The 18,620-nt window shown below is 70.8% G+C and carries 14 protein-coding genes; 9 read left to right on the forward strand and 5 right to left on the reverse strand.

What is annotated here, in order from left to right; all coding sequences use genetic code 11:
- The first annotated feature begins 49 nt into the window (after positions 1 to 49).
- Positions 50 to 1,789: an LGFP repeat-containing protein gene (locus AC4F3Q_RS12915; RefSeq protein WP_491040317.1), complete on the forward strand. Its 1,740-nt coding sequence runs from the start codon at positions 50 to 52 to the stop codon at positions 1,787 to 1,789.
- A gap of 78 nt (positions 1,790 to 1,867) precedes the next feature.
- Here the strand turns inward: AC4F3Q_RS12915 and AC4F3Q_RS12920 are convergent, their stop codons facing one another.
- Positions 1,868 to 3,661 carry a hypothetical protein gene (locus AC4F3Q_RS12920; protein ID WP_491040318.1) on the reverse strand — a complete coding sequence of 598 codons (1,794 nt, stop codon included), beginning with the start codon at positions 3,659 to 3,661 and terminating at the stop codon, positions 1,868 to 1,870.
- A gap of 183 nt (positions 3,662 to 3,844) precedes the next feature.
- Between AC4F3Q_RS12920 and AC4F3Q_RS12925 the strand changes: the two genes are divergently transcribed.
- Complete coding sequence (locus AC4F3Q_RS12925) at positions 3,845 to 4,768, forward strand: Ppx/GppA phosphatase family protein (protein ID WP_491040319.1); 924 nt, start codon at positions 3,845 to 3,847, stop codon at positions 4,766 to 4,768.
- Positions 4,769 to 4,816: 48 nt separating this feature from the next.
- Here the strand turns inward: AC4F3Q_RS12925 and AC4F3Q_RS12930 are convergent, their stop codons facing one another.
- On the reverse strand, positions 4,817 to 6,205 hold the full coding sequence (locus tag AC4F3Q_RS12930) for a hypothetical protein (protein WP_491040320.1): 1,389 nt from the start codon (positions 6,203 to 6,205) through the stop codon (positions 4,817 to 4,819).
- 362 nt (positions 6,206 to 6,567) lie between these two features.
- Complete coding sequence (gene purB, locus AC4F3Q_RS12935) at positions 6,568 to 8,022, reverse strand: adenylosuccinate lyase (protein ID WP_491040321.1); 1,455 nt, start codon at positions 8,020 to 8,022, stop codon at positions 6,568 to 6,570.
- Positions 8,023 to 8,165: 143 nt separating this feature from the next.
- Between purB and AC4F3Q_RS12940 the strand changes: the two genes are divergently transcribed.
- Positions 8,166 to 8,498 (forward strand): hypothetical protein, encoded by a 333-nt coding sequence (locus AC4F3Q_RS12940; protein WP_491040322.1) that lies wholly within the window; start codon positions 8,166 to 8,168, stop codon positions 8,496 to 8,498.
- Entirely contained in the window at positions 8,495 to 10,246 is a 1,752-nt protein-coding gene (locus AC4F3Q_RS12945; RefSeq protein ID WP_491040323.1) for a lipase family protein, read from the forward strand. The genes AC4F3Q_RS12940 and AC4F3Q_RS12945 overlap by 4 nt, the downstream gene beginning before the upstream one ends.
- An 8-nt stretch (positions 10,247 to 10,254) precedes the next feature.
- On the opposite strand, the gene AC4F3Q_RS12950 is transcribed toward AC4F3Q_RS12945, so the two are convergent.
- Entirely contained in the window at positions 10,255 to 10,638 is a 384-nt protein-coding gene (locus tag AC4F3Q_RS12950; RefSeq protein ID WP_491040324.1) for a phage holin family protein, read from the reverse strand.
- A gap of 39 nt (positions 10,639 to 10,677) precedes the next feature.
- Here AC4F3Q_RS12950 and hisC point away from each other — a divergent pair, with 39 nt between their 5' ends.
- The 4 genes from hisC to AC4F3Q_RS12970 all read left to right on the forward strand — a co-directional run bounded on the left by hisC (position 10,678) and on the right by AC4F3Q_RS12970 (position 15,620).
- Entirely contained in the window at positions 10,678 to 11,772 is a 1,095-nt protein-coding gene (gene hisC / locus AC4F3Q_RS12955; protein ID WP_491040331.1) for a histidinol-phosphate transaminase, read from the forward strand.
- Between the two features lie 203 nt (positions 11,773 to 11,975).
- Positions 11,976 to 13,121 (forward strand): pyruvate dehydrogenase (acetyl-transferring) E1 component subunit alpha, encoded by a 1,146-nt coding sequence (pdhA, locus tag AC4F3Q_RS12960; protein ID WP_491040325.1) that lies wholly within the window; start codon positions 11,976 to 11,978, stop codon positions 13,119 to 13,121.
- Positions 13,118 to 14,188 (forward strand): alpha-ketoacid dehydrogenase subunit beta, encoded by a 1,071-nt coding sequence (locus tag AC4F3Q_RS12965; RefSeq protein WP_491040326.1) that lies wholly within the window; start codon positions 13,118 to 13,120, stop codon positions 14,186 to 14,188. Before pdhA ends, AC4F3Q_RS12965 begins: the two co-directional genes overlap by 4 nt.
- Positions 14,189 to 14,198: 10 nt before the next feature.
- Positions 14,199 to 15,620 (forward strand): dihydrolipoamide acetyltransferase family protein, encoded by a 1,422-nt coding sequence (locus tag AC4F3Q_RS12970; protein ID WP_491040327.1) that lies wholly within the window; start codon positions 14,199 to 14,201, stop codon positions 15,618 to 15,620.
- A gap of 111 nt (positions 15,621 to 15,731) precedes the next feature.
- Here the strand turns inward: AC4F3Q_RS12970 and AC4F3Q_RS12975 are convergent, their stop codons facing one another.
- Positions 15,732 to 16,364 carry a hypothetical protein gene (locus tag AC4F3Q_RS12975; RefSeq protein WP_491040328.1) on the reverse strand — a complete coding sequence of 211 codons (633 nt, stop codon included), beginning with the start codon at positions 16,362 to 16,364 and terminating at the stop codon, positions 15,732 to 15,734.
- A 159-nt stretch (positions 16,365 to 16,523) separates the two neighbouring features.
- On the opposite strand from AC4F3Q_RS12975, the gene AC4F3Q_RS12980 reads away from it, so the two are divergent.
- The gene (locus tag AC4F3Q_RS12980; RefSeq protein WP_491040329.1) at positions 16,524 to 18,299 is read left to right on the forward strand and encodes an alpha-glucosidase; all 1,776 of its coding nucleotides are present in this window, start codon (positions 16,524 to 16,526) and stop codon (positions 18,297 to 18,299) included.
- Positions 18,300 to 18,620 lie beyond the last annotated feature (321 nt).

Genomic DNA, 18,620 nt, shown 5'->3' on the forward strand with positions numbered 1-18,620 from the left:
TCGCCCCGTTATGGTGGACAAGCCCCCAGAACCTGACGAAGGACCCGCTGTGAACGAGCACCCCGTCTCGAGCCTGCCCACCCCACCCTCTGGCCAGGGAAGACGTCGCAGCCGGCGGACGCTCGGCCTGCTCGTCGCACTCCTCGTCGCCGTCGGCACGGCGATCGTGCCGGGCACCGGTGCGCTGCCCGCCGAGGCGGCCACGGACCCCAACACCATCACCCAGACCACGCTCGGGAAGTTCGACCCCGGCAACCTCATCAGCGACGAGGTCTTCTTCACGGGGTCCGCGTTGTCGGCGGGACAGATCCAGACGTTCCTCAGCAGCAAGGTCACGAAGTGTGCGGCGACCGACGGACCGGCTTGCCTGCGCAGCTACCGTCAGACGACGCCGAACCGGCCCGCCGACGCGTACTGCAAGGCGTACGGGGGTGTGCGCAACGAGCTCGCGTCGACGATCATCGGCAAGGTTTCCAAGGCCTGCGGCGTGAGCGCGAAGGTGCTCCTGGTGCTGTTGCAGAAGGAGCAGTCGCTCGTCACGTCGACGGCCCCGACCGAACGCCAGTACCGGTCTGCGACAGGTTTCGCCTGCCCTGACTCGGCGCCGTGCGACGAGCAGTACTACGGCTTCTTCAACCAGGTCTACTCGGCCGCGCGACAGTACAAGCGCTACGCGGTCGTCGACGCTTACAGCTGGTTCCCGGTCGGGGTCGCGACCAACATCCAGTACCACCCGAACAAGTCGTGCGGCACCCAGAGGGTCCTCATCAAGAACCGGGCCACGGCGGGTCTGTACTACTACACGCCCTACGTCCCGAACGCGGCCGCGCTCGCGAACCTCAACGGCAACGGCGACCTGTCGAACCCGAGCGCCCCGAACTGCTCGTCGTTCGGCAACCGCAACTTCTGGCGAGGCTTCACCGAGTGGTTCGGTTCGACGAACATCGCGGTGACCGGCACGGTCCAGAAGGCGTGGCTCGCGAACGGAGGGCTGCAGGGCGCGTTCGGCAAGCAGCGCGGTTCGCAGGTCTGCTCGTCGAGCGGGCGCTACTGCGTGCAGGCGTTCGCCGGCGGCACGCTCGCGGCGAACGGCTCGGCGGGCATCGCCATGCCGAGCGGCGCTGTGCGCACCGCGTGGGTGAAGCAGAAGTCGCAGAACGGTGCGCTCGGCTGGCCGAAGAAGGCTCTGACGTGCCGCAAGAAGGACAACACCTGCGTCCAGACGTTCACCGGCGGCTATGTCGCCCAGGGAGCCGTGACCGGCACTCGCGTCGTCTCGGGCGGTCTCGCCAAGGCGTGGAAGGCGTCGAAGGGACGCGACGGCGCCCTCAAGATGCCGCGCGCCGCGGCGAGGTGCACGAAGGCCGGGACGCGCTGCACGCAGAAGTTCCAGGGCGGCTACGCCACGACGCACACCAGCTACGGCAACCGGGCCGTCGTCGGCCTGATCGCCGACCGGTGGGTCAAGAGCAAGGGAACCAAGGGGTCGCTCGGCTGGCCCACGAAGAACCAGAAGTGCTCGAAGGTCAAGGGTGGCAAGGCGTGCTACCAGTACTTCAGCGGCGGAGCTATCAGCTCCCACCCGCAGTACAAGACGCGTGCGCTGACGGGCAAGATCGGTGCTGCTTGGGTCAAGGCGCAGAAGTCCGGCAAGTCGCTCGGCTGGGCAACGGGCGCCCGCACGTGCTCGACGAAGAAGGGTGTGAAGACCTGCACCCAGAAGTTCACGAAGGGCAAGATCACCTACAAGGGCAAGGGCGCGGCGAAGATCGTGCGCTCCAAGCGCTGAGCAGCCGACCCGCCGGACGACGACGGCCTCCGCCCCGCACAGGGGACGGAGGCCGTCGTCATGGCTGGGCCTCGGTGCTCAGCGCACCTTGAGCCGGAGCGTCTTCGAGGTCGTCTTGAGGACCTGCGCCGAGCCGCTGTAGCTGACCTTCACCTTGTGGGTGCCACGCGGCAGCTTCACGACGAGCTTGCCCTTGTCCTTGGCACGGAGGGTCCGCGTGACCTTCTTCTTCCCGTAGCGCACGGTGACCTTCCCGGTGGGAGCCGCGACGCCTGCGGCCTTCACCCGGACGGTCGCCTTGCGCTTGCCTGCCTTCGCGGTGACGCGCGAGGCCGCCTTCGCGGCGCTGCTCGACGTGAGCACCTGGACGGTTGCCGACGCCTGGAGCGGAGCGGTCGCGACGAGCGTCACCCCGATGCGTGCTCCTGCGTCGGCACCGACGAGGGAGTAACGGTACGACCGCGCCCCGGCGATCGGAGCGCCGTTGCGGGTCCACTGGATCGCGACCTTGGTGCCCGGCGAGTCCCACGTGCCGGTGCTCACCGTGAGGGTGCGGCCGACCTGAGGGGTGCCCGAGACGATCGGCGCGGTCCGGGTCCGCGGGGCGTCGCCGGTGGCCGTGCGGCCGAGCCACGCGCTGCCGATGCTGATGACGTGCCCGGGAGCCGCGGCCGTCGAGAAGACGAGGATCGGGGTCCCGTGCGCCGACGCGGGGACGGTGAACCTCGACCCGGTACCGATGATCCCGTTGCCGTCGCTCCAGTAGGTCGTCACCTTGGTGCCGGCGGGCGCCGACGTGACCTTCGTCGAGGCGGTGAGCGTCGAGCCGACGCGCGCGGTGCCGTCGGCGCGCACGTACGTGAGCGGTGCGTTGCCCAGGGCGCCGAGGGCGAGGCTCAGGCTCTTCGTGCCGTTGCCGACCGCGACGACGGTCGACGCACGCTTGTCGCCGTTCTCGGCGTTGACGAGGTAGGTGCCGGGCGCGAGACCCGTGATCGTGCCGGAGGTGGTGCCCGCGCTCAGGGTCGTCGACGACGAGGAGTCGGCACCGATGTTGCGCGCGGAGATCGCCGTCGCCGTCGCCGCGCTCGCCCCGGAGACCTTCACGGCGAGCGTCGACGCGAAGGTGCGCAGGGCGATGGTCTTGCCGCTGACCGTGCCTCCGGACCTGGCCGACGTGAAGACCGTCGCCTGGTGCTGGCTGAGCAGGTTCGAGACCTTGCCGCCGAGCCACGTGGTGAGCAGGGTACGGCCGTCCGCGAGGTCGACGTAGGCGGCCAGGGTGACCGGCCGTCCTGGGCGCGTCCTGACGGTGAACGTCCCGTCAGCGCCGATCGAGGCCCAGGACTGGTTGATCCATGCGTCGGAGTCGATCGAACCGCTGCGGTCGAGCTCGTGCGCCTGGACCTCGCCCCAGCCGATCGTCGTGCCGGCGGGCACGGTGACCTTCCCGGTGACGGTCGAGTAGGCCGCGAGGGGGAGCGTGCGGGTCGCGGTCGTCGCGTTCGGGGTCGTGAACAGGACGGCGGAGTCCAGCCAGTCGCCTCCGCCGAGGAACTGCGAGTACGTCGTGCTCGTCGACCCGGCGCGCAGGCTGTAGCTGCGGCCCGACGTCGTCGCGAACGTCACCACGCCTGCCGTGTTCGTCGTCGCGGTCGCCTTGTACCCGAGCGAGCTGCCTCGTGCGTTGAGCTCGTACAGGTCGACCTGGACGGTGGTCCCGGCGGGCTGACCGGTCACCGTGACGGTGAGGGTCTGCGCGACGGCTGCCTGCGCGGCCGGCGGCATGAGCCCGACGAGGCCGACCGTGATGAGCGCGGTGAGGAGCGCCGTCGCGCGGCGCCTTATGGTTGTGGTGCTGCTGATCTGCATCCCTGTGTCTCTCCCTGTTCGAGGTGCGGGTGCTGCTGCCGCGACCTGGAGGTGCGGGTGGCCCGGCGCACGACCCGCGCTGAACGTAGTGATGGTGGGGGCGGTCGGCAAACGCTGAGCGGGTGATCTTGCGCCGCACTGGTCCGACCCGCGGACCTGCCGATCGGGGACTAACGTCGTCCCATGCGGCTGGGAGTCCTGGACATCGGGTCCAACACGGTGCACATGCTCGTCGTCGACGCTGAGCGGGGACGGCCGCACGTGCCTGTCGCGAACGTGCGCTCGGTGGTGCGGCTCATGCGGTTCCTCGAGCCAGACGGTTCGATCGGCCCGGAGGGTGTCGAGCTGGTGCTCGCCGGGGTGCGGGAGGGGCTCGCGCTCGCGCTCGCGCACGACGTCCCGGAGCTCATGGTGCTCGTCACCTCAGCGGTGCGCGAGGCACCCAACGGCGCTGACGTGATCGGTCAGGTCGAGCAGATCCTCGGCGAGGAGGTGCGGATCCTCTCGGGTGAGCAGGAGGCCGCGCTCACGTTCCTCGCCGCGCGCCGTTGGCACGGCTGGGGTGCGGGGCGGATCATGCTGCTCGACATCGGCGGGGGCTCGCTCGAGATCGCGTACGGCGAGGGCGAGGTGCCTGACGTCGCCCTGTCGGTCCCGCTCGGCGCAGGCCGGTCCACGATCCAGTTCCTCGACACGGACGTCTCGACGCCGGAGCAGGTCGAGGCGCTGCGCAAGCACGCCCGCGCGGTGCTGGCGGACGCGCTCGCAGTTCTTGACGAGCGGCCGCGGGCCGATCATGTCGTGGCGACGTCGAAGACGTTCCGCTCCCTCGCGCGTCTCGCGGGGATGCAGGTCGAGGCCGTCGGCCCGGACGATCGGTGGCGGATGCGTCGCTCGCAGCTCGCGGACTGGGTGCCGCGTCTCGCGCGTCTGACGGCTCAGGGGCGCACGGAGCTGCCGGGCATCACGCCTGAGCGCACGTATCAGATCGTCGGTGGGGCGATCGTCGCGGAGGAGACGATGCGCGCGCTCAAGGTCCAGGAGATCGAGATATGCCCGTGGGCGATGCGCGAGGGCGCGATCCTCGACCGCCTCGACCGACGCTGACGCGCGGGCTCCCTGCGGCGCCGCACCGCCGACGGGCGGTGCGGCGATTCAGCGGATCCGCACCGTCCTGGTCGCGGTCGCCTTGGCGACCCGCGCGTCGCCCTGGTAGGCGACGTACACCCGAGCGCGGCCTGCGGGAACCTTCATGGTGAGCGCGCCCTTGTCGCCTGCGCGTAGTGCGTAGGTCCGCGACCGCGCCCCGACCTTGACGGTCACCCTCCCTGTCGGCGCCGCGACGCCGACCGCTCTCACCTTCACGCGCACGGCGCGCTTGGCGGCACTGACGCGCACCTTGCTCGTCACCTTGGCGACGCGGACCGACCGCGAGGTGCTCGCTGCGGAGGCGTGCCCGGGCTTGCGCAGCGTGACGGTGACGGTCAGGCGCCGCCCGGCGTCGGACGGCGTCGGCTTGTAGGTGCGCGCGGTCGCGCGGGCGATGGTGCTCCCGTCGCGCTTCCACCGGTACGACGCCGTCCAGCCCTGGGGCGCGGCGGTGGCGGTCAGGCGGGCGCCGACCTTGGGCTGGCCGGTGATCCTCGCGGCGACGTTCGGGGTGGTGCGCGGGGCGGCGGGCGGTGTGGGCCTGGTGCTCGGCGTCGGGACGGGTCGGGGCGCCGGTGTCGTGGGGATCGGCGCGGGTGGGTGTGGCGGCGCGGGCGCGGCTGGGACGGCGTCGGTCAGTGCGAACTGGACTCCGGTGACGGGCGACTGGGCTGTCGCGGTGACGGTCGCTGCGGCAGGGCTCGGGGGTGTCGTCGTGCCGCCGCCGTACCAGCCCGTCACGACCGTGCCGTCGGCGCGCTCGACCTGGGCGCTCAGGGCGACGGGGACGCCCGCGGGTGCTTTGGCGGTGAACGTGCCGCCGGTCGCGTCCAGGTCGCCGACCGGGGCGTAGCTCGTGAGCGCCCACGTCTTCGTGGTCGTGTCCCACGTGTGCAGGGAGATCTCGCCGTACGTCGTCGCGCCCCTGTCAGGCCAGGTGAGGGTCCCGGTGACGAGCGGCGCGGGTGCGACGTCGAGCTGCTGCTCGGCTGTGTCGGCGTCGGGGGTCGTGAACCGGGTCGCGCCCTCGAGCGTCGTGGACCCGCCGAGATACTGCGGGACGGTCGTGGTGGTCTCGGCGGCCCAGAGCGTGTACGTCTGGCCGGGGATGGTCGCGAGCTCGACGGTGCCTGCGGCGTCGGTCGGTGCGGACTCCTGCCACCCGAGGTACGTGCCGGTCCGGTCGAGGCGGAAGAGCCCGATCTCGGTCCCGGCCGGGATGCCGGTCGTGCGGACGGTGAGGCGCTGGAGGGTGGACGCGTCGGTCTGCTGCGCGGGAAGGACGACGGCGAGCGAGGCGACGACCGCGAGCGCGAGCACGCGCGCGAGGGTCTGCCGCGTACGGGCGCGGGGCGTGAGGAAGGCGCGCGCGGGCTGGGCGGTCGGGGTGCTCATGCGGCTCCTGGGTCGACGGCGCGACCCGCGGTCCGGAGCGCGCACCTCCCATATCGGACACTCCGGGCGTCGGTTGAGCATTCCGGTGCGGCGCGGCCATCGGCGCAGGTAGACGGCGTGCGTGCCGACCCGAACCTCCGCCTCAGCGAGGCGACCCGCTCCCGCGAGGCACCCGGCTCGCGCCGACGCAGGCACCCCCGCAAGGCACCCGGCTCCCGCGACGTAGGCCGTTCCCCGCGAGGTAGGCCCTGCCCTGCGAGGTAGGCCCTGCCCTGCGAGGTAGGCCATTGCAGCCCCCTACCCGGCGTCCAGCCCCCTACGTCGGCGCCGCGAGCGGCCGACGGAAGGGCCGAGCCTCGCGGTCAGAGGTAGTCGGCGACGAGCTTCTCGGCGAGGCCCGTGTATGACGCCGGGGTCATCGCCTGCAACCGCGCCGCGACGTCGTCGGGCAGGCCGAGGGTGCCCACGAACTCGCGCATCTGCTCGCCCGTGAGGCGCTGCCCGCGGGTGAGGTCCTTGAGCCGCTCGTACGGGTTCTCCATCCCGGGGACGCCTGCGACGGAGGCCGCGCGCATCGCGGACTGGATGGCCTCGCCGAGCACCTCCCAGTTGGCGTCGAGGTCGGCGCCCAGGATCGTCGGGTCGACGGCGAGCGCCTTGAGGCCGCGCGCGACGTTGTCGATCGCGAGGAGGCTGTGGCCGAACGCGGTGCCGATGTTGCGCTGCGACGACGAGTCGGTCAGGTCGCGCTGCATGCGGCTCGTGACGAGGGTCGCCCCGAGGGTGTCGAGCAGGGCGTTCGAGATCTCGAGGTTGGCCTCGGCGTTCTCGAAGCGGATCGGGTTGACCTTGTGCGGCATCGTCGAGGAGCCGGTCGCGCCGGGGACGGGGATCTGCTTGAAGAACCCGAGCGAGATGTACGTCCACACGTCGGTCGCGAGGTTGTGCAGGATCCGGTTGAACCGCGCGATGTCCGCGTAGAGCTCGGCCTGCCAGTCGTGCGACTCGATCTGCGTGGTGAGCGGGTTCCACGTGAGGCCGAGGTGCTCGACGAACGTCTTGGAGACGGTGGGCCAGTCGGCGTCGGGGACGGCGGCGAGGTGCGCGCCGAAGGTGCCGGTCGCGCCGTTGAGCTTGCCGAGGTACTCGGCGTTCTCGATGCGGCGCAGCTGGCGGCGCAGCCGGTGCGCAAGGACGGCGAGCTCCTTGCCGAGGGTCGACGGCGTCGCGGGCTGGCCGTGCGTGCGCGACAGCATCGGGACGGCGGCGTGCTCGCGCGCCATGTCGGAGATCTGGTCGACGAGCGCGGTCGCGGCGGGCAGCCAGACGTGGACGACGGCGCCGCGCACCATGAGCGCGTAGGAGAGGTTGTTGATGTCCTCGCTCGTGCAGGCGAAGTGGACGAGCTCGCCGACCTCGGGGAGCACGGTGTCGCCGAGCATCCCGGGGGCGGCGGCGATGCGGCGCTTGATGTAGTACTCGACGGCCTTGACGTCGTGCACGGTGGTCCGCTCGATCTCGCCGAGCTCGGTGATGCCGGCGGAGCCGAAGTCGGAGACGATCGCGCGCAGATACCCCTGCTCGTTGTCGCTCAGCGCGGGGGCGCCGGGCACGACCTGCTGGGAGGTGAGGTGGATGAGCCACTCGACCTCGACGTGCAGGCGCTCGCGGTTGAGCGCGGCTTCGGAGAGGTGGTCGACGAGCGGCGCGACGGTGGCGCGGTAGCGGCCGTCGAGCGCCCCGAGGGCGACGGGCGGGTTGGCCTCGGCGAGGAGGACGCGGGTTCCGGCGGTCGTCTGCGGGGTCGTGTTCGACATGCGCGCATCATTTCACGCTGGCCTCGAGCGGGTCCGGGCTGTCCGTCCTCCGGCCTGCCCACAGGGCACGAGACGCACCGGTACGCCGTCGGGTGCCCCCTCCGGTGCCACGGGCCGACGCGCGGGGTGCCTAGCGTCGCGGCATGACCGAGCAGACAACTTCGCCACCGCTCCCTCGAGGCGCCACCGCGCCCTGGGGCGAGGAACGTCAGTGCATCACCGCCCGGGCCCTCTTCCTGGCCGATCGCGTGGCCGTCGTCGGGTCCCGTCTCGCTGCTGCGCAGGATGTTGACTGGGCGTCGAACGCGGCGTCGAGCTTCCGCGCGCTGATCCAGGACGTCGAGGCAGATGTCGCGCAGCTCGGTGCAGACATCGCCGACCTCGAGGAGGCGGCGACGTGGCTCTGCGCGGCGGGGGACGAGGCGGAGTCGAGCCTGGACGTCCTCGCGGCTGCCAACGCGGCAGGAGCGTCATGACGGGCTTCGAGGACGCGCCCTCGTGCGCGGCGACAGGGAACCCGTCCTATGCCAGCCGGCAAGGACGCGCGAGCGAGTCGCCGCTGGTGGCGCCGCGCACGGCGGGTGAGCTGTTCTCGGACCTCGGGCTTGGCGGGACCGACCGCTCGGCGCAGGTGGAGGCACGGCCAGGCCTGAAGGACGTCGTCGAACCGCCGGAGCATGCGCGGCCGTCGGGCGTGGACCCGGGGATCACGGTGACCGGGGGGATCGGCGGCATCCGTGCCCGCCTCGACGACCTCGTGCTGGTCGCCAGCATGCTCGGTGTGCAGGCGCAGGGCCTCGACGAGGCCGCCGAGCAGGCAGTGGGAATCGCGCGCGATGCTGAGAGCTGGAGCCTGCTGATCCAGGACCGTCGCGAGGCGCTGCGCGCAGACGGCGCGGCGGTGGCCGCAGGGTCGTATGCCGATCAGGCTGTAGCGACCTTTCGTGCCCGGCTCAGCGCGACCCTGTTCGTCGCGGACAGGTGCGCGTCTCGTGCGTCCGGGCTCGCGCGTGACCTCGACGACGTCGTTGCCGCGCTCGACGGCGCCCGGAAGTCGTACGAGGCGGCGGAGAAGAACGCCGCGGGAGTCATGCTGAGCACGTCGAACAACTTCGTCCGTGGCTTCACGAGTGCCTTCCCGTGGGTGAACAGCCTGGGCAGTTCCGTGCTTGTGGGGATGTGGGGGGCCTCGAACGGCATCGACAAGGCGGGCGAGGCTGTCGGCTGGGATCCGGGCTTGCGCGACCGGCTTCCCGGCTCGCAGGAGATGCTCGGGTCGATCCTCGACCAGGCCCGGCGCGGCATGCTGGGCGGGTTCGTGGCTGACTCTGACCCGCGGGACGCCGTCAGGTCGACGGCGGGGGCGGCGACGAAGCTGGTCTTCGGCCCGTTCGGCCTCTACCGGAAGGGTGCTGTGGTCGAACGGAAGAAGGTCCAGCGCTTCATCCCGCCGGCGAGGGACCTCGCGAGTGCCGCGAGGGCGCTCGAGCAGGTGAGCAAGGCCGGTGACGGTGCGGTCGGGGTGCAGCGGGTGCGTCTGCCGGACGGGACGAGTGCGTGGACCGTGCTGGTGCCTGGCACTCAGTCGAACCCGTTCCTGTGGCGGCAGGACCATGGCCGGGACGGGATCTCCGCGGTCGTCACGACGACGAGCGAGCAGACCGCGGCGGCGCTCGCTCCGCTCCTCGCGCTGCAGAAGGCCGGAGCGCGTCCGGGGGACAAGGTCTCGTTCGTCGGGCACAGCCAGGGCGGCACGATCGTCCAGATGGCCGCGGCGGACAGGGGCGTCCGTGCGACGTACGACGTCGGTTCGGTCGTCTCCTTCTCGTCGCCGACGCCCGCGGGAACCGTCCCAGAGGACCCGGACGTCAACCACCTCGAGCTGTGCAACACGACGGACATCGTCCCGATGCTCGACGGCGTCCCCCCGGCTGCCGGGGCGAACCACGTCAACGTGCACGTGCAGGACTCGAAGCTTGCGGACGAGAGTCTCAAAGAGAGGTCGTCTGACCAGGGCGGGCGGCACAGCCTCGCGACGGCCGTCGCGGTCAGCGAGGTCGCGCAGAGAGGGACGGACCCGTCGCTGCGACGATCGCTCGCGCGTCTCGCCGACGACCTCTCGGGCGGGCCGGCCCCGGCGACGGGACTCGGCACGCCGGGGGAGACGCCGCTGCGCTCCATGCTCGACGGCGGCGTCCAGATCTTCGGCGTGACCGCGAGGTGAGGTGGCGCTCAGTCCCTGTCGCGGCGGCCGATCGCGAGCGACGTGAAGAAGGAGACGATCGAGAGGATGAGCGCCGCCCAGACTGCGGTCCAGAACCCGTCGATCCGCAGGCCCCAGTCGGTGTGGCCCGTGATCCATGCGGTCAGCAGGAGCATGAGCGCGTTGACGACGAGCGTGAACAGCCCGAGCGTGAGGATGTAGAGAGGCAGGGACAGGAATGCGACGATCGGCTTCACGCCGGCGTTGACGACCGCGAGGATGAACGCGACGACGACGAGCACGACGACGGTCGCTCCGGTCGTGTCGCCTCCGACGATCTCGAAACCGCCGACGAGCAGGCTGGTGATCCAGATGGCGAAGGCGCTGACGAGGACACGCAGGACGAAGGCCATGTGGTGATACTGCCACGCACTCTCGCCGTGTCGGGTGGGATGCTGGGCGTCGTGAACGACCACGTGCGCCTGCGTCCCCAGATCGAGGCTCTTCCGGCCTACGTCCCCGGTGCCCGCCCGAGCGGCTCGGCCTTCAAGCTCTCGTCGAACGAGAACCCCTTCCCGCCGCCGCCCGCGATCGTCGCTGCGATCATCGATGCGGCCCAGGAGACCAACCGCTACCCGGACATGTACGCGACGGAGCTGACTGAGGCGATCGCCGCGCACATCGGTGTCGACGCGGACCAGGTCGTCGTCGGCAACGGTTCGGTCGCGGTGCTCAGCCACATCCTCGAGGCCTTCGTGAACCCGGGCGACGAGGTGGTCTTCGGCTGGCGCTCGTTCGAGGCCTACCCGATCGCGGTCGCGGTCGCCGGCGGCGAGTCGGTGCGAGTCCCCCTGCTCGACGGTGCCGCCGATGACGGCGCCTCGGCCGGCCGCCTCGACCTGGCGGCGATGGCGGACGCGATCACGGACCGGACGGCGGTCGTCCTCGTCTGCACCCCGAACAACCCGACGGGTCCGGTCGTCCGCGCCGACGAGCTCGACGCGTTCCTCGCCCGCGTGCCGCGCGACGTCCTCGTCGTGATCGACGAGGCGTACCTCGAGTTCGTCCGCGACCCGCAGGCCCCGGACGCGCTCGCGGTGTTCGCCGACCACCCGAACGTCGTGCTGCTGCGGACCTTCTCGAAGGCGTACGGCCTTGCTGGTCTGCGTGTCGGGTATGTCGTCGCGCGCAAGCGTCTCGCGGACGGCATCCGCGCGACCGCGACCCCGTTCGGTGTCTCGCACGTCGCGCAGCAGGCTGCGCTCGCGGCCCTGCGGGTCACGGACGAGCTCGAGGATCGCGTCGAGGCGCTCGTCGCCGAGCGTGCTCGGCTCGTCGACGGGTTGCGCGAGCAGGGGTGGACGGTGCCGCAGACGGAGGCGAACTTCGTGTGGCTGCCGCTCGGGGACCGGACCGCGACGTGCGCTGCTGAGGCGGCCGCGGCGGGTGCCGTCGTGCGCCCGTTCGCGGGGGAGGGCATCCGCGTGAGCGTGGGCGAGCGCGAGGCGACGGACCTGTTCCTCAAGGTTGCGGCCTCCTGGCGCTGACGGCTGTCAGGTGAACGTCCTGGCCCGTGGTGCGGGTTGTGGGGTTCCCACAAGAATGGCCGGGTGATTCCGGGTCTCTGCCCGCATGGTTTGGTGCACACCCGCTGCTTACGCTGGCGTAGGTTACGCGACCGTAGCCACGTGGCGCGGCTCTGCGCGGCACGGCACCAGCGGCCTCGTGGCCGCCGAGCCCCGGGAGTGACTTGAGCGACGACGTGACCCGGCTGACGGACGACGACGACGATCTCGTACGCCTCGTGGACCACGAGGGCGAGCGGACGACTGACGCTCGTTGGGACGCGTACCGCGCCCGCGCTGCGCACCTGTCCCTCTCCGACGTCCGCGACATGTTCCGCGACATGACCCTCGTCCGTGCTTTCGACAACGAGGCCACGTCGCTCCAGCGCCAGGGCGAGCTCGGCCTGTGGGCACAGAGCCTCGGCCAGGAGGCCGCACAGATCGGCTCGGGCCGCGCGCTCGCCCCGCAGGACTACGTGTTCCCGTCCTATCGCGAGCACGGCGTCGCGCACACGCGCGGCGTCGACCTCGCGCAGATCCTGCACCTGTTCCGCGGTATCGACCACGGCGGCTGGGACGCGCAGGCGCACAGCTTCCAGAACTACACGCTCGTGATCGGCGCGCACACGCTGCACGCGACGGGCTATGCGATGGGCGTCCAGCGCGACGGCCTCGTCGGTACCGGCGACCCGACGCGCGACATGGCTGTCGTGACGTACTTCGGCGACGGCGCTACGAGCCAGGGAGACGTCAACGAGTCCCTCGTCTTCGCGTCCGTGAACCAGGCGCCCCTCGTGATGTTCTGCCAGAACAACCAGTGGGCCATCTCGGAGCCGAACGCCCGGCAGTTCCGCGTTCCCGTCGGCCGCCGCGGCGAGGGCTTCGGCGTCCCGGGCGTCCGCGTCGACGGCAACGACGTCCTCGCGTGCTACGCCGTCATGCAGGAGGCGCTCGAGCGCGCGCGGTCCGGCGGCGGCCCCACGCTCGTCGAGGCTTTCACGTACCGCATGGGCGCACACACGACGTCGGACGACCCGACGCGCTACCGCACCCGTGAGGAGGAGCAGTTCTGGCGTGACCGTGACCCGATCGACCGGGTCGAGCGACTGCTGCGCCGCGAGGGCGCGTGGGACGACGCGTGGGCGGAGCAGGTCGCCGCGGAGGCGGCCGAGCTGGGCGCCCGCGTGCGCGACCACGTCCGTGCGCTCGGTCGCCCGGTGTCGAGCTCGATGTTCGACGACGTCTACGCGACCGAGCACGCCCAGGTGACGCACGAGCGCCAGCTCTTCGAGACGTACGAGGCCGGTTTCGCTGACGGAGGTGCACGATGACGAGCACGACGACCCGCACGGGTACGACCCCCGCGGTCGCCCCGTACCCCTCGGGCCCGACGACGATGACGCTCGGCAAGGCGATCAACACGGGCTTGCGCCAGGCGCTCGCAGAAGACTCCAAGGTCCTCCTCATGGGTGAGGACATCGGCCGCCTCGGCGGCGTCTTCCGCGTGACCGACGGCCTGCAGGCCGAGTTCGGCGCGGATCGCGTCGTCGACTCGCCCCTTGCGGAGTCGGGCATCGTCGGGACGGCGATCGGCCTCGCGCTGCGCGGCTACCGGCCGGTCCTGGAGATCCAGTTCGACGGCTTCGTCTTCCCCGCGTTCAACCAGATCACGACGCAGCTCGCGAAGATGCGCTACCGCACGAAGGGCCGCACCGAGCTGCCCGTCGTCGTCCGCATCCCGTATGGCGGCGGTATCGGTGCGATCGAGCACCACTCGGAGAGCCCCGAGGCGTTGTTCGCGCACACCGCGGGCCTGCGCGTGGTCTCGCCGTCGAACCCGGCGGACGCGTACCGGATGATGCGCGAGGCGATCGCGAGCCCTGATCCCGTGCTGTTCTTCGAGCCCAAGGGTCGCTACTGGGACAAGGCGTCGGTCGACGTCGTCCCGTTCGCCGTCGGGCCCCACGCCGAGCCCGCCACCCTGGGCGCCGAGACGCTCAACCGCGCCGTCGTGGCGCGTCCGGGCACGGACGCGACCGTCGTCGCGTACGGCCCGTCCGTGCACGTCGCGCTCAAGGCGGCCGAGGCCGCCGCGGCCGAGGGCACGAGCCTCGAGGTGATCGACCTGCGCACGGTCTCGCCGATCGACTTCGCGACCGTCGTCGAGTCCGTGCGCCGCACGGGCCGCTGCATCGTCGTCCACGAGGCGCCCGTCTTCCACGGCACGGGTGCGGAGGTGGCTGCGCGCGTGACGGAGGAGTGCTTCTACTCGCTCGAGGCTCCGGTCCTGCGGGTCGGCGGTTTCCACACCCCGTACCCCGTGTCGAAGATCGAGCACGACTACCTGCCGGGCCTCGACCGCGTCCTCGACGCCGTCGACCGCGCCCTGGCGTTCTGAGGAGACCGCGATGCCCACGTTCCAGCAGTTCCTGCTGCCTGACGCAGGTGAGGGACTGACCGAGGCCGAGATCGTGCAGTGGCACGTCGCGGTCGGTGACACGGTCACGGTCAACCAGACGATCGTCGAGATCGAGACGGCGAAGAGCCTCGTCGAGCTGCCGAGCCCGTACACGGGGGTCGTCGCGGAGATCCTCGCGCCGGAGGGCACGACGGTCGAGGTCGGCACGCCGATCGTCGTCGTCGACACGGACCCGGGCGGCGCTCCGTCGGGCGACGCGCCCGCGGCGGCGGCCGCCGGCAGCGGTGCGCCGGTCGATGGCGCGCCCGCTCAGGCTGATGCTGCGGGGGGTGCGGTGCTCGTCGGCTACGGCGTGAGCGAGCAGGGTTCGCGCCGCCGCCCCCGGGCTGCCGCGCCGAGCGCGGCGGCCTCCGCTGGTCGTGCGACGTCTGCCGTCGCGACGGGGCCGGCGGTCGCGGTGGCGCCGAGCGCCCCGGTTCCTGCGCCGGAGACCAGGGCGCAGGCTGGCCGGGTGCTCGCGAAGCCGCCGGTCCGCAAGCTTGCCCGCGACCTCGGCGTCGACCTCGCGAGCGTCGTGCCGACGGGGCCCGGCGAGATCGTCACGCGGGAGGACGTCCTCGAGTTCGCGAGCCGCGCCGAGGGTCGCTCGCTCGCGACCTACCCGGGCGACGACGTGCCGTGGGAGGCGGAGGGTGCGGTCGTCGCGGAGGGTCGTCAGACGCGCGTCCCGGTGAAGTCGGTGCGCAAGCGCACCGCCGAGGCGATGGTCGCGAGCGCGTTCACGGCGCCGCACGTGACGGTGTTCCACACGGTCGACGTGACGCGCACGATGAAGATGGTTGCTCGTCTGCGCGAGGAGCGGGAGTTCCGGGACGTCCGCGTCACGCCGTTGCTCATCACGGCGAAGGCCTTGCTCATCGCGGTGAACCGGCACCCGGAGATCAACGCGAGCTGGGACGAGTCCGCGCAGGAGATCGTCTACAAGCACTACGTGAACCTCGGGATCGCGGCGGCGACGCCGCGCGGGCTCATGGTGCCGAACATCAAGGACGCGCACCGCATGACGCTCAAGGAGCTCGCGCAGGGTCTCGCTGACCTGACGGCGACGGCCCGTGCGGGCAAGACGTCGCCGTCGGACATGTCGGACGGCACGATCACGATCACGAACGTGGGCGTGTTCGGCATCGACACGGGTACGCCGATCCTCAACCCGGGCGAGGCGGGGATCCTGGCGTTCGGAGCGATCCGTGAGCAGCCGTGGGTGCACAAGGGGAAGATCAAGAAGCGCTGGGTCACGCAGCTGGCGCTGAGCGTCGACCACCGTCTGGTCGACGGTGAGCTCGCGAGCCGGGTGCTCGCGGACGTCGCGACGATCTTGCACGAGCCGGCGCAGGCGCTCGTCTGGGCCTGACGCAGAAGAGCGCACCGACCGTCACGAGACGGTGGGTGCGCTCTCCTGCATCCGGGGGCGCGCCGTGGCTTCAGGGGCGGAGGCGACGCGGCTTCCCGGGACGTGTTTGGTTCAGGCGGCGACGTCGAGGACGTACGTGTCGGTGGACTGGTCGTACGTGAAGCCGAGCGCCTCGTAGTAGGTGCCTGCGTTGTCCTTGACGCCGGGGCGCGAGGCGACGCGTCGGAAGCCGCGCTCGGAGAGCAGGCCGGAGCGGCGGAAGACGAACTCGCCGGGGGTGAAGTCGCGGTAGCGCGGCACGACGTAGTCGAGCTTGATGTTCGCGACGCCGTCGGTGGGCTCCTCGAGGATCACATAGCCGACGGTCTCGTCGCCGAGGAGGACGAGGTAGGCCTCGCCGGAGGCGGTTGCGCTCGCGAGGTCGAAGCCGGGGTTGAGCGCGGCGATGTCATCGGCGTGCCGGGTGAGCTGGCGCACGAGGTACGGGGAGTCCGTCGCCGTCGGCACGACGTCGTACGAGTCCTCGGAGTGACGCTCGCGGAGCAGCTTGCGTAGCTGGATGATGTTGATGACGGCGAGCACGACGTTGAGCCCGACCATCGGCCACACGGAGAACGCGAAGTTGTAGCCGATGTGGATGAAGCATCCGATGAGGTTGAAGATGCGCAGCCGCAGGATGCGGGTCTGCATGAGGGACCAGACGAGGATGGCAGAGCCGACCCATCCGATGATCTCGAGGTACATGGTGGGATTCCCCAGGGTGACGGCACGAAGCCGGGGCCAGCGCCCGTGCTGGCGGAACCATGGTAGCGACGCGGCGGCCATCTTGGAGTCGAATCGTTCCGATGCCACAATGGGCGGGCGGCGCAAGCCGCCTGACCCGCACGCGAAGGAGCCTCCCGCATGACCGCCGCCGACGAGTCCGTCCTCATCACGACCGAGCGGGCGGGACTGCCTGCTGAGCGCGGATGGTGGCGCAAGGCTGTCGTCTATCAGATCTATCCCCGCTCGTTCGCCGACTCGAACGGCGACGGCATGGGTGACATCCGGGGCATCATCGAGCACCTCGACCACATCGAGAAGCTGGGCGTCGACGTCGTGTGGTTGTCGCCCGTGTACCGCTCCCCGCAGGACGACAACGGCTACGACATCAGCGACTACCAGGACATCGACCCGATGTTCGGCTCGCTCGCGGATCTCGACGAGCTGATCGCGGGTCTGCACGCGCGTGGCATCCGGCTGGTGATGGACCTCGTCGTCAACCACACGAGCGACGAGCACCCGTGGTTCGAGTCGTCGCGCTCGAGCAAGGACGACCCGAAGCGCGACTGGTACGTCTGGCGCCCGGCGCGTCCGGGAACGGTCCCGGGTGAGCCGGGTGCGGAGCCGAACAACTGGGGCTCCATCTTCTCGGGTCCGGCGTGGGAGTACGACGAGCGGACGGGTGAGTACTACCTGCACCTGTTCACGCGCAAGCAGCCGGACCTCAACTGGGAGAACCCTCAGGTGCGTCGCGCGGTCCACGACATGATGCGCTGGTGGGTGGCTCGCGGCGTCGACGGCTTCCGGATGGACGTCATCAACTTCATCTCCAAGGTCGACGGTCTGCCGGACGGCGAGGTGCACGACGGCGCGCTGTTCGGCAACGGGTTCCCGTTCTTCGCGGGCGGTCCGCGGCTCGACGAGTTCCTCGCGGAGATCAACCGCGAGGTGTTCGGCGACGACGAGGAGGCGGCGCGCTTCCTCACGGTCGGTGAGATGCCCGGCTCGACGGTCGAGCAGGCGCGGCTGTACACGGACCCGGCGCGGCGCGAGGTCGACATGATCTTCCAGTTCGAGCACATGGAGGTCGACGAGGGCCCGGGCGGCAAGTTCGACCCTCGCCCGATCCACCTGCCGGAGCTCAAGCGTTCGCTGGCGCGGTGGCAGGACGGTCTCGCGGAGAACGGTTGGAACAGCCTGTACTGGTCCAACCATGACCGTCCGCGAGCCGTGTCCCGCTTCGGTGACGACTCGGAGGAGTACCGAGAGGTCTCTGCGAAGGCGCTCGGCACGGTGCTGCACCTCATGCGTGGCACGCCGTACGTCTACCAGGGCGAAGAGCTGGGTATGACGAACACGGTCCTGGAGCGCATCGAGGACTTCCGCGACGTGGAGTCGCTCAACTACTTCCGCGAGGCCACCGTGGTCCGGGGCCAGGACCCTGCGGAGGTTCTGCCGGCGCTCGCGTACGCGGGCCGTGACAACTCGCGCACGCCGGTGCAGTGGGACGACTCCTCGAACGCGGGTTTCACCGTGGGTGAGCCGTGGATCGCGGTCACGCCGAACTACCGGATGATCAATGCGGCGGCCCAGGTCGACGACCCGACCTCGGTGTTCTCCCACTACCGCGAGCTGGTGCGGCTGCGCCACGAGCTGCCGATCGTCTCGGACGGCACCCTCACGATGCACCTCCTGGACGACGAGCAGGTGTTCGCGTACTCCCGTGCTCTCGGTGACGAGGGTCTGCTGGTCCTGGCGAACCTGTCGGGTCGCCCGGCGCGCGTGGACGCGTCCGCGCTTGGCTGGACGGAGGGCGAGGTCGTGCTGACCAACCTGCCCGACGGCGTTCCGAGCCTTGGCGCGGAGGTCGCGCTGCGTCCGTGGGAGGCGGTGGCGTGGCGACGTCGACACGCCTGACCGGAGCAGTGCGGGGGGTGACCATCGACGGTGATGGGGGTCACCGCTCAGGGATTTGACCTGCGTCGCGACGCCCCCGTAGTGTCTTCCACGTCAGCCCAGCAGGGAGGAACGGACACAGAGCTCAAGCTCTGGAGGCCGGTCCCGCGGGCAGACTCCCCCAGAACGAACGATTCGCGGTGAGAGCCGCGTTGAGGTAGTGTTCTGGTCCGGCCCTCCAACCGATCCCCTCCAAGTCTCCGGCTCACCCGGAACGCGGATTGGACACGGCGGGATGGATCGGGTAAGTTTGAACGGTTGCCTCCGAGCCGGCCTGGAAGG

The sequence above is a fragment of the Flavimobilis sp. BM9 genome, from assembly GCF_058313055.1.

Coding starts and splice junctions, on each gene's coding strand:
- AC4F3Q_RS12925 (WP_491040319.1), top strand. CDS start 3,845: ATGCGGCTGGGAGTCCTGGACATCGGGTCCAACACGGTGCACATGCTC.
- AC4F3Q_RS12980 (WP_491040329.1), top strand. CDS start 16,524: ATGACCGCCGCCGACGAGTCCGTCCTCATCACGACCGAGCGGGCGGGA.
- AC4F3Q_RS12945 (WP_491040323.1), top strand. CDS start 8,495: ATGACGGGCTTCGAGGACGCGCCCTCGTGCGCGGCGACAGGGAACCCG.
- purB (WP_491040321.1), bottom strand. CDS start 8,022: ATGTCGAACACGACCCCGCAGACGACCGCCGGAACCCGCGTCCTCCTC.
- AC4F3Q_RS12975 (WP_491040328.1), bottom strand. CDS start 16,364: ATGTACCTCGAGATCATCGGATGGGTCGGCTCTGCCATCCTCGTCTGG.
- AC4F3Q_RS12940 (WP_491040322.1), top strand. CDS start 8,166: ATGACCGAGCAGACAACTTCGCCACCGCTCCCTCGAGGCGCCACCGCG.
- AC4F3Q_RS12950 (WP_491040324.1), bottom strand. CDS start 10,638: ATGGCCTTCGTCCTGCGTGTCCTCGTCAGCGCCTTCGCCATCTGGATC.
- AC4F3Q_RS12970 (WP_491040327.1), top strand. CDS start 14,199: ATGCCCACGTTCCAGCAGTTCCTGCTGCCTGACGCAGGTGAGGGACTG.
- AC4F3Q_RS12930 (WP_491040320.1), bottom strand. CDS start 6,205: ATGAGCACCCCGACCGCCCAGCCCGCGCGCGCCTTCCTCACGCCCCGC.
- hisC (WP_491040331.1), top strand. CDS start 10,678: ATGCTGGGCGTCGTGAACGACCACGTGCGCCTGCGTCCCCAGATCGAG.
- AC4F3Q_RS12965 (WP_491040326.1), top strand. CDS start 13,118: ATGACGAGCACGACGACCCGCACGGGTACGACCCCCGCGGTCGCCCCG.
- AC4F3Q_RS12920 (WP_491040318.1), bottom strand. CDS start 3,661: ATGCAGATCAGCAGCACCACAACCATAAGGCGCCGCGCGACGGCGCTC.